A 13,996-nucleotide genomic window follows, 5' to 3' on the forward strand; every position below is an offset into this window, starting at 1 on the left:
GGAAAAATAAAGATATGAACTTGGCAAATATATTATGTGTTTGCCAAGTTTTTTATGTATAGGTGAGTTGATTCATATAACTTACTATGATATAATCTAAACTCGTGAGTAATTACTATAAATTAATTGCTCCTTGCCCATTATGGGCCGTTTAGACCAAAAGGAGGTGAAAGTGTAATGAGAAAGTACGAAATTATGTACATCATTCGTCCTGGCGTTGAAGAAGAAGCTCAAAAAGCTTTAGTTGAACGTTTTGCAGGTGTTTTAACAAACAATGGTGCAGAAATCATTAACACGAAAGAGTGGGGTAAGCGTCGTTTAGCTTACGAAATCAACGACTTACGTGAAGGTTTCTACATGATCTTAAACGTGAACTCTAACGCAGAAGCGATTAACGAATTCGACCGTTTAGCTAAGATCAACGAAGATATCCTTCGTCATATCGTTGTTAAAGAAGAAGAAAAATAATTGATATATAAGGGAGAGTGGTTCGATTGATGAATCGTGTTATCCTCGTTGGTCGTTTAACTAAGGACCCTGACTTACGTTACACGCCCAATGGTGTTGCAGTAGCTACTTTTACGTTAGCTGTGAATCGCGCATTTGCGAATCAACAAGGTGAGCGTGAAGCTGACTTTATTAATTGCGTAATATGGCGTAAACAAGCAGAAAACGTAGCGAATTATTTGAAAAAAGGTAGCTTAGCAGGCGTAGACGGACGTCTTCAAACTCGTAATTACGATGGACAAGATGGTAAACGTGTATATGTAACAGAAGTTCTTGCGGAGAGCGTACAATTTTTAGAGCCGCGTAATGGCGGTGGGGAGCAACGTGGTTCATTCAATCAGCAACCATCAGGAGCTGGTTTCGGTAACCAAAGCTCTAACCCATTTGGTCAATCTAGTAATTCAGGTAACCAAGGTAACTCTGGATTTACGAAGAATGACGATCCATTTTCAAATGTAGGTCAACCGATCGACATTTCCGACGACGATTTACCGTTCTAATACAGTAAATTTGTTAGTTTTAACAAAGAATGGAGGGAATAGACATGGCAGGACGCAAAGGTGGACGTGCGAAACGTCGTAAGGTGTGTTTCTTCACAGCTAACGGCATCACTCGCATCGATTATAAAGATGTTGATTTATTAAAACGTTTCGTTTCTGAGCGTGGTAAAATTTTACCTCGTCGTGTAACAGGAACAAGCGCAAAATACCAACGCAAACTTACAGTTGCAATTAAACGTGCTCGTCAAATGGCACTTTTACCATATGTTGGTGAATAATAGCGTATGAAATGCACAGTAGAGTCGGACTCTACTGTGCATTTTGCTATGCTTTTCTTTTTGAAAGAGAGGTTAAACAATGAAACAAACAAAGTTTATTACTGAAGGTGCAGCACTATTAGCTATATATGCAATTTTGTTGCTTATATCTATGTATGTGCCAATTTTAGGTACAGTTGTAACGTTTGCATTGCCGTTACCGTTTATATTATTAACGCTAAGACATAGACTATCCAATGTACTCGTAATTTTTGTGGCGGCACTTTTAATTACAGTTATCGTGGGTCAGCCGCTTAGTCTTATAAAGACGGTCATGTTCGGATTAATAGGTGTTGTATTAGGATACATGTATAAAAAAGAGAAAAAACCAGTGGAGATATTGATAGCTGGAACACTTGCGTATTTAATTGGTATTTTGCTCATTTACGTTGCGAGCATAAAGTTTTTTAACATAGATTTAATGAAGCAAATGCAAAATATGTTTAGTGAAAGTATGGCGCAAAGTGAAAAGATAGTAAATGCTGCTGGTATGCCAGTTAGCAAGGAACAAAAAGAGTTATTTGCACAAATGAGCGATATATTACAAACGCTATTTCCGAGTATACTTGTTCTAGTTTCTGTATGTTTTTCTTGGATCACCTTGATACTATCAGGTAGTGTTTTAAGAAAATTAAAGTATGACGTTACACCTTGGCCTAAATTTAAGGATATACAATTGCCAAAGAGTATTATCTGGTATTACGTTATATGTATTTTGTTAGCAACTTTTATAAAAGTAGAACCAACATCATATTTACATATGGTATTTTCTAACCTAAATGTCATATTTGCTCTGCTACTCGTACTGCAAGGTCTGACATTTATCACCTTTTTAGCGCATAGAAAAGGTTTTACTAAAGGGGTTCCTATTATTAGTTTTATTGCCTGTATGTTTATTCCGATGCTGTTTCCTCTTGTGACAATCTTAGGTATAATTGATTTAGGGATTTCATTACGTTCTAAAATAGGGGAATAAAATAATATTCCTTATACTATTTTAATCTGTTTAACTAACTGGAAGGTGAGTTAGTTTTACTTTATAGGAGTTGTATACATGCCTGAATTTTATAAGAAACAGTGGTTTTTATATCCTGTTTATGTATTGGCATTTTTTGTGTTTGTGCTGATTTCGATCCTCTGTTATTTTCATTTAATTATAGGAATAGCTGCCTTTTTTATTTTTTGTATTGTGATTTTTCTTGTTGTACGATTTGAACTTACCTTTCAAAGGAATTTCGAAAAACATACAACAGATATGATTACAAGGGTAAAGAAAGTGAGTAATGAAGCATTTAACCAAATGCCGATTGGTATTTTGTTATACAATAAGGATTATGGGATTGATTGGGCGAATCCTTATTTATCTTCATGTCTGGGGCAACATGCATTAGCTGGATGGCATCTTTATGATGTATCAGAAACATTACTTCTTTTTATTAAGGGAGAAACTTCCGACGATATAGTCTCTTTAAATAATCGAAAGTTTCGTGTTTTTGTAAGGAAAGAAGAAAAGTTAATTTATTTCTTTGATGTAACGGAACAAACAGAGATTGAAAAGATGTATGAGGATCAGCGCACTGTTTTGGCTGTAATTTATTTAGATAATTATGATGAAGTTACACAAGGGTTAGATGATCAATTACGTACAAATATAACAAGTCTTGTGACGTCACGTCTAAATGAATGGGCCGTTAAGTATGGTGCATATTTAAAACGTGCATCTTCAGAAAGATTCTTCGTTGTACTAAATGAAAGTATTTTAGCGCAAATGGAGAAAGGAAAATTTAGCATTTTAGATCAGGTGCGTGAAGAAACATCCAAAAGGAACATACCACTTACATTAAGTGTCGGTGTTGGATCAGGGGATTTACCTTTATCAGAACTTGGAGCAATGGCTCAATCTGGTTTAGACCTTGCGCTTGGCCGTGGTGGAGATCAAGTAGCTATTAAACAAGCGACAGGTAAAGTTAAGTTTTACGGTGGTAAGACGAATCCGGTCGAAAAGCGTACTCGTGTACGTGCTAGAGTTATTTCGCATGCATTAAAGGATTTAGTATTAGAAAGTAGTAATGTCATTATAATGGGACATAGAGCTCCTGATATGGATGCGATTGGCGCCGCGATTGGTATTTTAAAGGTAGCTCAATTAAATGAACGTAAAGGATATATTGTGTTAGATGAAAATGATTCCGATAAGGGAATTAAACGTTTGATGGATAAAGTGAAACAAAATGAAGAATTATGGTCTCACTTTATTACACCAGGGCAAGCGATGGAATTTGCAAATGATGATTCATTACTTGTTGTCGTTGATACACACAAGCCTTCAATGGTGATGGAGGAGAAACTGTTACATCAAATTGAAAATGTAGTGGTTATTGACCATCATCGCCGAGGAGAAGACTTTATTGAAGATCCATTGCTTGTTTACATGGAACCGTACGCTTCTTCGACGGCAGAACTTGTTACAGAATTACTTGAATATCAACCAAAAAATTTAAAGATGACAATGTTAGAAGCAACAGCATTGTTAGCTGGTATTATTGTTGATACGAAAAGTTTTACATTCCGGACGGGGGCTCGTACGTTTGATGCTGCTTCTTATTTACGTTCACATGGTGCAGACACTGTACTTGTACAAGAATTGTTAAAAGAGGATATGAACCAGTATTTACGGGTTGCAAAAGCTATTAAAAATGCGTACATTTATAAAAATGGAATTGCGATTGCGAAAGTTGATAGTGATGATTACTACGATCAAGTGCTTATTGCGCAATCAGCGGACACGTTATTAACAATGACGGGTATTATTGCATCGTTTGTTATTGCGAAACGTGGAGAGAATTTCATTGGAATTAGCGGCAGGTCTTTAGGTGAAGTAAATGTGCAGCTAATTATGGAAAATTTAGGAGGTGGCGGGCATTTGACGAATGCAGCCACACAAATGAAAAATGTTACAGTAAATGAAGCTGAGGAGAAGCTTCGATTTGTTATTGATGACTATTTACAGGGAGGCACACAATCATGAAAGTAATTTTTCTAAAAGACGTAAAAGGTAAAGGAAAAAAGGGAGAAATAAAAAACGTACCAGATGGTTATGCAAATAACTTCTTACTAAAACAAGGGTTAGCTGCCGAAGCGACAAACAGCAGTATGAAAACTTTAGAAGCTCAAAAGCGTAAAGAAGAAAAAGATGCAGCAGCAGAGCTTGAGAATGCAAAAGAGCTGAAAGAAACTTTAGAGAAACTAACTGTGGAACTGAAGGCGAAATCTGGAGAAGGTGGCCGTTTATTTGGTTCTATCACAAGCAAACAAATCGTAGATGTAATGCAAAAATCACACAAAATCAAACTTGATAAACGTAAATTTGAAATGGACGATGCAATCCGCGCATTAGGTTATACAAATGTAACTGTGAAATTGCATCCGCAAGTAACGGCAACAGTAAAAGTTCATGTTAGTGAACAATAAAAATAAGTTAAGTGAGGAGGATTGCGTATGAGTGACGTACTTGCTGATCGTACCCCTCCGCATAATATAGAGGCTGAGCAGGCGGTTTTAGGGGCCATATTGATTGATCAAGATGCATTAACGTCAGCATCAGAGTTATTGGTACCTGATTCATTCTATCGAACGAAACATCAAAAGATTTTCGAAGTCATGCTCGGGCTATCTGATAAGGGAGAGCCAATCGACTTAGTAATGATGACATCGGCAATGGCTGATCAAGGGTTACTAGAAGAGGTTGGCGGGGTTTCTTACTTAGCAGAGTTAGCAGAAGTTGTTCCAACCGCTGCTAACGTAGAATATTATGCACGCATTATCGCTGAAAAGGCGCTTTTACGTCGTTTAATTCGAACGGCGACTCATATCGTATCTGATGGATATGAGAGAGAAGATGATGTGGACGGCCTTTTAAATGAGGCTGAGAAAAAAATATTAGAAGTATCTCATCAAACGAATGCGAAAGCATTCCAAAACATTAAGGATGTTCTTGTAGATGCTTATGATAAAATTGAACTTTTGCATAACCAAAAAGGTGAAGTTACAGGGATACCAACTGGTTTTACTGAATTAGACAAGATGACAGCGGGTTTCCAGCGAAATGATTTAATTATCGTGGCAGCGCGTCCATCGGTAGGTAAAACGGCATTTTCATTAAATATCGCACAAAACGTAGCGACGAAAACAGATGAAAATGTAGCGATTTTCAGTCTAGAGATGGGTGCTGATCAGCTTGTTATGCGTATGCTTTGTGCGGAAGGGAATATTGACGCGCAAAGACTTCGTACCGGTTCATTAACTTCTGATGATTGGGCGAAATTAACGATGGCAATGGGGAGTCTCTCTAATGCTGGTATATATATTGACGATACGCCAGGGATTAAAGTAAATGAGATTCGAGCAAAGTGTCGTAGATTAAAGCAAGAACAAGGTCTTGGGATGGTTTTGATTGACTACTTACAGCTTATTCAGGGAAGTGGAAAATCAGGCGAGAACCGTCAGCAGGAAGTATCTGAGATTTCGCGTACACTAAAAGGAATTGCACGTGAATTGCAAGTACCTGTTATTGCCTTATCGCAGCTATCTCGTGGTGTAGAATCTCGTCAAGATAAACGTCCGATGATGTCTGATATTCGTGAATCAGGAAGTATCGAGCAGGATGCTGATATTGTAGCTTTCTTATATCGTGAAGATTACTATGATCGTGAAACGGAAAACAAAAATACAATTGAGATTATCATTGCAAAGCAGCGTAACGGTCCGGTAGGTTCAGTAGAGCTTGCGTTTGTTAAGGAATTTAATAAATTCGTCAACTTAGAACGTCGCTTTGAAGATGGACATGCACCACCGGCATAAAGGTAGTATAAAAAAGAAACACATTTCTTATAATAAGATGTGTTTCTTTTTTTATAGAGTAAAGATAAGGCTTTCATAAGATAAAAATATAATTCTTACGAACGAAAATGAATTTTAATAAAAAAATGTTCGCTTTTTGGTTGACTTCTTTTTCGGTTTTGGTACAATTATATTGTTTGAATAGATCGTTTGAAAATTGCGGAGGTGCTTTAATAATGTCTTCAGTAGTAGTTGTAGGAACACAATGGGGCGATGAAGGAAAAGGTAAAATCACTGATTTTCTTTCTGAGCATGCGGAAGTAGTTGCAAGATATCAAGGTGGAAATAACGCGGGACATACAATTGTTTTCGGCGGAGTTAAATATAAGTTACACCTAATTCCATCTGGTATTTTCTATAAAGAGAAAATTTGTGTAATCGGAAACGGCTTAGTAGTAGATCCGAAAGCATTACTTGAAGAGTTAAAATACTTACACGATCGTGGTGTAAGTACTGATAATTTACGTGTAAGTAACCGTGCACACGTTATTTTACCTTATCACTTAAGACAAGATGAGTTAGAAGAAGCAAGTAAAGGTGATAACAAAATCGGTACAACTAAAAAAGGTATCGGTCCTGCATATATGGATAAAGCTGCTCGTATTGGTATCCGTATGGCTGATCTTTTAGACCGTGAAGCATTTAAAGAAAAACTTGAGCGCAATTTAGTAGAAAAAAATCGTTTATTTGAAAAGATGTACGATACAGAAGGTTTCAGTGTAGAAGAAATTTTCGAAGAGTACTTCGAGTACGGTCAACAAATCGCGCAATATGTATGTGATACATCTGTTGTATTAAATGATGCACTAGATAACAATCATCGTGTATTATTTGAAGGTGCACAAGGTGTTATGCTTGATATTGACCATGGTACGTATCCATTCGTTACATCTTCTAACCCAATTGCTGGTGGTGTAACAGTTGGAACTGGAGTTGGTCCTGCGAAAGTTACTCGCGTTGTAGGTGTGTGTAAAGCATATACAAGCCGCGTTGGTGATGGCCCGTTCCCTACTGAGCTTCATGATGAAATTGGTCATCAAATTCGTGAAGTTGGTCGTGAGTACGGAACAACAACTGGTCGTCCACGCCGCGTAGGTTGGTTCGATAGCGTTGTTGTAAGACATGCACGTCGTGTTAGTGGTTTAACGGATCTATCATTAAATTCTATCGACGTTTTAACAGGTATTCCAACTCTTAAAATCTGTGTTGGTTACAAATACAATGGCGAAGTTATTGATGAAGTTCCAGCAAACTTAAACATTTTAGCGAAATGTGAGCCTGTATACGAAGAGCTTCCAGGTTGGACAGAAGATATTACTGGGGTAAGATCATTAGATGAGCTTCCTGAAAATGCAAGAAAATACGTAGAGCGTGTTTCTGAATTAACAGGAATCCAATTATCTATGTTCTCAGTTGGACCAGATCGTAATCAAACAAATATCGTTCGTAATGTATACGAAGCTTAATTAATATAAGAAATTGATTTTTTTAAGAAAAAACTCATGTTCTCATGAGTTTTTTCTTATTTTTTATAAAAAAATTAAAAAAGGTATTGCAAAAATAAAAGAAAACATGTTATGATACATCTTGTCGTCACGAAAATATGACGTTGGTGAGTATGAGCCATTAGCTCAGTTGGTAGAGCATCTGACTTTTAATCAGAGGGTCGAAGGTTCGAATCCTTCATGGCTCACCATTTTATTTTTCGTGGCCCGTTGGTCAAGTGGTTAAGACACCGCCCTTTCACGGCGGTAACACGGGTTCGAATCCCGTACGGGTCATGTTTTTTTTATGTTCATTTTTGGTCCCGTGGTGTAGTGGTTAACATGCCTGCCTGTCACGCAGGAGATCGCCGGTTCGACCCCGGTCGGGACCGCCACTTTTGTTTATACCACCATTAGTGGTTTTATATATAGTTTTGGCTCGGTAGCTCAGTCGGTAGAGCAGAGGACTGAAAATCCTCGTGTCGGCGGTTCGATTCCGTCCCGAGCCACTCTCAGGATATTAAGTGGGCCCACTTAATATCCTTTTTATTTTGTGTTGTTTTACAAATGTGGGTAGTTATTTTACAATAGGATGGGGAGCCTCTAGCAGTTGAAGCTAGAGGTTTTTCTGTAGATCGTATAGGATTCCGTGTAAAGTTGGATCATACATGAGTCTATGAGAATAGAGGAGAGAACACTTAAATAAAAGTTGCTGTCATATAGGGATATACTATAGAAACATCAATATATTTAAGAATCATTGACCATATTTTTATGAGGAGGAAATAGACGATGATGGGAAAGAAAATTTTAGTAGTTGATGATGAAAAGCCGATTGCGGACATTTTGAAGTTCAACCTAGAAAAAGAGGGTTTTGAAATTGTAATGGCGCATGATGGTGATGAAGCAATTGAAAAAGCCATTGAAGAACAGCCAGATATGGTTTTATTAGATATTATGCTACCAGGTAAAGATGGCTTAGAGGTTTGCCGTGAAATACGTAAAAGCTCAGAAATGCCGATTATTATGCTTACAGCAAAGGACTCTGAAATTGATAAAGTATTAGGGCTTGAGCTTGGGGCAGATGATTATGTAACGAAGCCATTTAGTACGAGGGAATTACTTGCTCGCGTGAAGGCAAATTTACGCCGCCATCAACAAGGTGGTGCGGCAGAAAAAGAAGAAAATACTGAGATGGTTATTGGGCCAATTGTTATCAATCCAAATGCCTATAGTGTAACGAAGCGTGAGGAAAATATTGAGCTAACACATCGTGAATTTGAGTTACTACATTATTTAGCAAAACATTTAGGACAAGTTATGACTCGTGAACATTTATTACAAACAGTTTGGGGTTATGACTATTTCGGAGATGTGCGTACAGTAGACGTAACAGTACGTCGTTTACGTGAAAAAATTGAAGATAATCCAAGTCATCCTACTTTAATTGTAACTAGACGTGGGGTAGGGTATTACTTGCGTGACCCAGAACAGGAATAGTATATGAAGAAAGTTGGTTTTTTTCAATCTATTCATTTAAAATTTGTACTTATATACATGCTATTAATACTGATAGCTATGCAAGTTATTGGGGTATATTTCGTAAGGGAGCTAGAAAAGAGTCTGGTACAAGGCTTTAGGGATTCTTTAACGCAGCAAACGAACTTATTAGCATATAACCTGAAAGAAGAGTTTAAGAAAAGTTATACAAAAGGAGAAACAGAATCAACAGACGAAACGATTAAAACTTCCATTCGAAAATTTGCCTCTGATCGAAAGAAAGATATTCAAGAGGTAAGTGTATTTGATAGGCATAGAAAGTTAATAGCTATTTCAGATGAGTCGAAGCAAAATAAGGTGAATAGAACATCAACTGATATAGCTGTTCAGCGAGTATTAGTACAAAAAAAGCCAGAAGTGAAAATTGAGAAGGATGGTCGTACAGGCCATCGTGTACAAGTTATGATTACGCCTATCCTAGATGATAACGGCAAGGATGCACTTGGTGTTATTTACGTTGTTGCATCTATGGAAGATGTTTATAAACAAATGAAGGATATTAATCAAATTTTTGCAACTGGAACAGTTATTGCATTACTCGTAACAGCTGTACTTGGAATTTTGTTAGCTCAAACTATTACGAGACCAATTTCAGATATGCGAAGACAAGCAATTGAAATGGCAAAAGGAAACTATTCGAGAAAAGTAAAAGTGCATAGCCATGATGAAATTGGACAATTAGCATTATCTTTCAATAATTTATCAAAAAAATTACAACAAGCTCGTTCTTCAACAGAAAGTGAAAGACGTAAATTATCATCCGTTTTATCACATATGACAGATGGAGTAATTGCTACTGATCGAAAAGGGGATATTATTTTATTAAATGATCCTGCGGAAAAGATGCTAAATGTTTCGCGTGAAACAGCGCTCGATCAATCTGTTTTAGAAGTATTAGGGATACAGGAAGAATTTACGCTTGATCATTTATACGAAGAGCCGGACTCTGTTTTATTAGATTTTAGTACGAGAAATGAACCATATATTTTACGTGCTAGTTTCTCTGTTATTCAAAAAGAGACGGGGAAGGCAAATGGTTTAATTGCTGTATTGTATGATGTAACGGAGCAGGAGCGTATAGAACAGGAACGTCGTGAGTTTGTGGCGAACGTCTCTCATGAATTAAGAACGCCATTAACAACGATGCGTAGTTACTTAGAAGCGCTTACGGATGGGGCGTGGCAAGATCCAAATATTGCACCGCAATTTTTAACAGTTACACAAGAAGAAACGGAAAGAATGATCAGACTTGTAAATGCCTTGTTACAGCTATCTAAACTAGATAGTACAGAACATCGCCTAATGAAGGAATGGGTCGACTTTACTGATTTCTTTAATAACGTTATTGATCGCTTTGAAATGTCTAAAGAGCAAAACGTAAGCTTCAAACGATCTTTCTCTAAAAAATCTAGATTTATTGATATGGATGCAGACAAAATTACACAAGTTTTGTATAACATTATTTCTAATGCATTAAAGTATTCACCAGAAGGTGGTACAGTAACATATCGCTTACGTGATCGTGGGGATTTATTAGAGATTAGCGTAAGTGACCAAGGAATGGGTATTCCAAAAGAAAACGTTGATAAAATCTTTGAGCGCTTTTATCGCGTAGATAAAGCACGTTCAAGACAAATGGGTGGTACAGGACTGGGATTAGCAATTGCGAAAGAAATGATTGAGGCGCATGGTGGTTCAATTTGGGCGAAAAGTGAGGAAGGAAAAGGGACAACTATTTATTTCACATTGCCAATGGCAGCGGATGAAGAGGACGATTGGGAATGAATATGGAAAACTTTAAAACAATAGTTTTAATTAATTTAGTTGTAATTAGCCTATTTCTTACTTTTAATTTATGGACGTATGTGCCAGATTCCACTTCCATGCAAAATACAAAATTTGTGCAAGGTAATGAAGGAACGAATCAAACTAAAATTTCCGATGTTATCCGACCTACTTCTGTCATCGTGCATAAAGATAAAAATCATTATGGGAGCAGAAGAGAAGAAGATATAGAATCAATCTATAAACCTTTGGAAATAGGGGAGTTACATGATTTTAGAGAGATATCGATTGCGAAGAGTGATTTCCTTTCTTATGTGCATGGTGAAGGGAAAATTGAGCTGATTTTTCCTACCAACATCCCATTTGACGCTGTTAAATCTATGTTTAATATAAAAGAAAAAAGTATAGATAGGCCTAAACATTTTAATCGTATTATTATTGATCCTTCTAGAAGTAGGGATCAAGAGATTAAAATTAACTTTGTTTCTTATGATGATAACTTTAGAATATATGAAGCGAAATTAAGTGGTGTGTATTTAAAAGATATTGTCAATGCACAAAATCAATTTATAGTATCAGCAAAACCTTATTTTGAGTATCAAATTAATGATATGAAAAAGCTATTTTTACCAGATGGAACGACAGAATTAAATAATATAACATATATTTCATCTAATTTAGCAGTTGATACATTTAAAAATGCCCTGTTTAGTGATCCGCGCTATTTAAGCCCTATTATCGAAGAGTCGAAAGAAACATTTACAGATGGTATTAGGTCAATGGAAATCGACAAAAATCATCACATGTTAAAGTATAAAAACTCTTCTGTCTCAAGTGAGAAAACTATAGATAATTTAATGCTTTTACAAAAAAGTTTTGAATTTGTAAGTGGCCACAGTGGGAGTTTGGATTCATATCGTTTGGACTATGTGAATAAAGGACAGACAGTATTTCGTTTACATGAAGATGGATATTCCGTATTCAATACAGAAGGGTTAGCTGAATTGAGACAAAGATGGGGATCAGAAGAAGTAATGGAATATGAAAGACCGTTGCTGTCTTTAAATACGAAGGGTATAGAACAAAAGGTCACTCTTCCATCGGGTCATGTCGTGATAGCATCCCTAGAAAATAATGCAGAGATAAATAAACAATTGATTAAGGATATTGGTATTGGATACAAGTTATTACTAGATGGGCAAGTAGTTCGACTGCAGCCAATTTGGTATGTAAAGCTTGTTGAAGATGAGAATGGTAAACAAAAAATATACGAGTGGAGTGAGGGAGGACTAAATGGATTGGGATCGGATTAAAACCATATTTATTGTGACCTTTTTTGTTTTGGACCTCTTTCTCATTTTTCAATTCATTCAAAAGCAAGATAGTAATCAATTGGAGCTTATTGCAGAAACAAAAATAGATCAAGAATTAAAAGCAAACAAAATTACCATGGGTAATTTCCCTAAAGAACCGAAAAAAGAGTCATTTATTAGGGCAGAAAACAAGGCCTTTAAAGAAGAAGATATACAGTCTTTAAAAAATCAAACGGCGCATATACAAAATATGTACAAAATAGAAAGTAAGTTAAAAGAGCCTTTTTTAAATACAAAATCATTATCAAAAGATAAGTATAATGAATTTTTGAAGAACTATGTATTGGATGGACAAAAGTATGAGTTTGGAGCGATGAAAGACTCTAAAATTTACTTCTTCCAAAAATATAAAGATAAGCCTATTTTTTATAACGATCAGGCGATGATTGTTGGGGAATTAAATGAAAAAAATGAGCTTGTTTCGTACACACAGACGATGTTAACGGATTTAAAAGAAATGGGCGAGAGTGAAAAGACGAAACAGCAAGAAATTATTACTGCTCAAACGGCTTTAGAAAATTTGTATTTAAAAAATAAAGTTCATGGGAATACGCATGTAAAAGAAGCGCAAATTGGTTATGCCACCCTTACCGCATCTACTTCTAATAACCAAGTTCTCGCTCCCACATGGAATTTAAAAACGGATCAGAAGCAGGATTTCTTTGTGAATGCGATTGAAGGACAGGTTATGGAATTAGGTGAAAAGGAAAATCAAGTGGTTGATGAACATACTGGAGTGAGAAAGAATGGGATTGCATTTTAGCGTACTTGCAAGTGGAAGTACAGGGAATATGCTATATGTAGGAACAGATGAAAAAAAATTACTCGTCGATGCAGGTTTAAGTGGTAAAGCTACAGAGGCTTTATTTAAACAAGCTGAACTGAATATAAATGACATATCAGGCATCCTCGTGACACATGAGCATAGTGATCATATTAAGGGATTAGGTGTATTGGCGCGTAAATATGATTTACCTGTTTATGCGAACGAGAAAACATGGAATGCAATGGAACATTTAATAGGAAATATCCCAACTGAGCAAAAGTTTATTTTCTCAGTTGGAGATGTGAAAACATTTGGGGATATTGAGGTTGAATCATTTGGGGTCTCTCATGATGCGGCAGAACCGATGTTTTATGCTTTTCATAACAACAATAGAAAGTTAGCCCTTATTACAGATACAGGATACGTCAGTGACCGTATGAAAGGTGTTATTAAGGGAGCGAATGCTTTCGTATTTGAAAGTAATCATGATGTGGAAATGCTTCGTATGGGGCGTTACCCGTGGAGTATTAAACGACGTATTTTAAGCGATGTGGGACACGTTTGTAATGAGGATGCTGCATTGGCGATGGCAGATGTAATTACAGATGAAACAAAACATATTTATTTAGCCCATTTAAGCTTAGATAACAATATGAAAGAATTAGCACGTATGTCTGTATCACAAGTATTAGAGGAAAAGGGATTTGGAGTAGGAGAATCCTTTGAAATACATGATACAGATCCAAAAATGCCTACGAAAATTCAATACGTATAATTCTTCATTTTAGTAAACAATAAAGGTGAA

Annotated in this window: 13 protein-coding genes and 4 tRNA genes; all 17 read left to right on the top strand. The window is 36.4% G+C overall.

Going from position 1 to position 13,996, the window contains the following annotated elements:
• Window positions 1-177 precede the first annotated feature (177 nt).
• The 17 genes from rpsF (at window position 178) to COC96_RS22025 (ending at window position 13,966) form a co-directional block, all read left to right on the top strand.
• Complete coding sequence (gene rpsF, locus COC96_RS21945) at window positions 178-468, top strand: 30S ribosomal protein S6 (RefSeq protein ID WP_001233781.1); 291 nt, start codon at window positions 178-180, stop codon at window positions 466-468.
• A 26-nt stretch (window positions 469-494) separates the two neighbouring features.
• Window positions 495-1,007: a single-stranded DNA-binding protein gene (gene ssb / locus COC96_RS21950; RefSeq protein WP_016093691.1), complete on the top strand. Its 513-nt coding sequence runs from the start codon at window positions 495-497 to the stop codon at window positions 1,005-1,007.
• Window positions 1,008-1,051: 44 nt separating this feature from the next.
• The gene (gene rpsR / locus COC96_RS21955) at window positions 1,052-1,285 is read left to right on the top strand and encodes a 30S ribosomal protein S18 (RefSeq protein ID WP_000918873.1); all 234 of its coding nucleotides are present in this window, start codon (window positions 1,052-1,054) and stop codon (window positions 1,283-1,285) included.
• Window positions 1,286-1,364: 79 nt separating this feature from the next.
• Window positions 1,365-2,300, top strand: a complete 936-nt coding sequence (locus COC96_RS21960; protein ID WP_098769351.1) for a YybS family protein — start codon at window positions 1,365-1,367, stop codon at window positions 2,298-2,300.
• 78 nt (window positions 2,301-2,378) lie between these two features.
• Window positions 2,379-4,352, top strand: a complete 1,974-nt coding sequence (locus tag COC96_RS21965) for a DHH family phosphoesterase (RefSeq protein ID WP_098268561.1) — start codon at window positions 2,379-2,381, stop codon at window positions 4,350-4,352.
• Window positions 4,349-4,795 carry a 50S ribosomal protein L9 gene (gene rplI / locus COC96_RS21970; RefSeq protein WP_097902513.1) on the top strand — a complete coding sequence of 149 codons (447 nt, stop codon included), beginning with the start codon at window positions 4,349-4,351 and terminating at the stop codon, window positions 4,793-4,795. The genes COC96_RS21965 and rplI overlap by 4 nt, the downstream gene beginning before the upstream one ends.
• Window positions 4,796-4,822: 27 nt before the next feature.
• Window positions 4,823-6,184: a replicative DNA helicase gene (gene dnaB, locus COC96_RS21975; protein WP_097902512.1), complete on the top strand. Its 1,362-nt coding sequence runs from the start codon at window positions 4,823-4,825 to the stop codon at window positions 6,182-6,184.
• Window positions 6,185-6,399: 215 nt separating this feature from the next.
• Complete coding sequence (locus COC96_RS21980) at window positions 6,400-7,689, top strand: adenylosuccinate synthase (protein WP_098268562.1); 1,290 nt, start codon at window positions 6,400-6,402, stop codon at window positions 7,687-7,689.
• Between the two features lie 154 nt (window positions 7,690-7,843).
• A tRNA-Lys gene (locus COC96_RS21985) sits at window positions 7,844-7,919 on the top strand.
• 13 nt (window positions 7,920-7,932) lie between these two features.
• A tRNA-Glu gene (locus COC96_RS21990) sits at window positions 7,933-8,004 on the top strand.
• A gap of 22 nt (window positions 8,005-8,026) precedes the next feature.
• Window positions 8,027-8,102 (top strand) — tRNA-Asp (locus tag COC96_RS21995).
• Between the two features lie 41 nt (window positions 8,103-8,143).
• Window positions 8,144-8,216, top strand: a tRNA-Phe gene (locus COC96_RS22000).
• 283 nt (window positions 8,217-8,499) lie between these two features.
• A complete protein-coding gene (gene walR, locus COC96_RS22005) occupies window positions 8,500-9,207 on the top strand; it encodes a cell wall metabolism DNA-binding response regulator WalR (protein WP_097902510.1) in 708 nt (235 codons plus the stop codon).
• Between the two features lie 3 nt (window positions 9,208-9,210).
• Entirely contained in the window at window positions 9,211-11,052 is a 1,842-nt protein-coding gene (gene walK / locus COC96_RS22010) for a cell wall metabolism sensor histidine kinase WalK (protein WP_097902509.1), read from the top strand.
• Window positions 11,049-12,365, top strand: coding sequence for a YycH family regulatory protein (locus tag COC96_RS22015; RefSeq protein WP_098268563.1), 1,317 nt, complete (start codon window positions 11,049-11,051; stop codon window positions 12,363-12,365). Before walK ends, COC96_RS22015 begins: the two co-directional genes overlap by 4 nt.
• Complete coding sequence (locus COC96_RS22020) at window positions 12,346-13,188, top strand: two-component system regulatory protein YycI (RefSeq protein ID WP_098769353.1); 843 nt, start codon at window positions 12,346-12,348, stop codon at window positions 13,186-13,188. Before COC96_RS22015 ends, COC96_RS22020 begins: the two co-directional genes overlap by 20 nt.
• Window positions 13,172-13,966 (top strand): MBL fold metallo-hydrolase, encoded by a 795-nt coding sequence (locus COC96_RS22025; protein ID WP_000522832.1) that lies wholly within the window; start codon window positions 13,172-13,174, stop codon window positions 13,964-13,966. The genes COC96_RS22020 and COC96_RS22025 overlap by 17 nt, the downstream gene beginning before the upstream one ends.
• Window positions 13,967-13,996 lie beyond the last annotated feature (30 nt).

This window comes from Bacillus cereus (assembly GCF_002577405.1).
Taxonomy (GTDB): Bacteria; Bacillota; Bacilli; order Bacillales; family Bacillaceae_G; genus Bacillus_A; species Bacillus_A cereus_AU.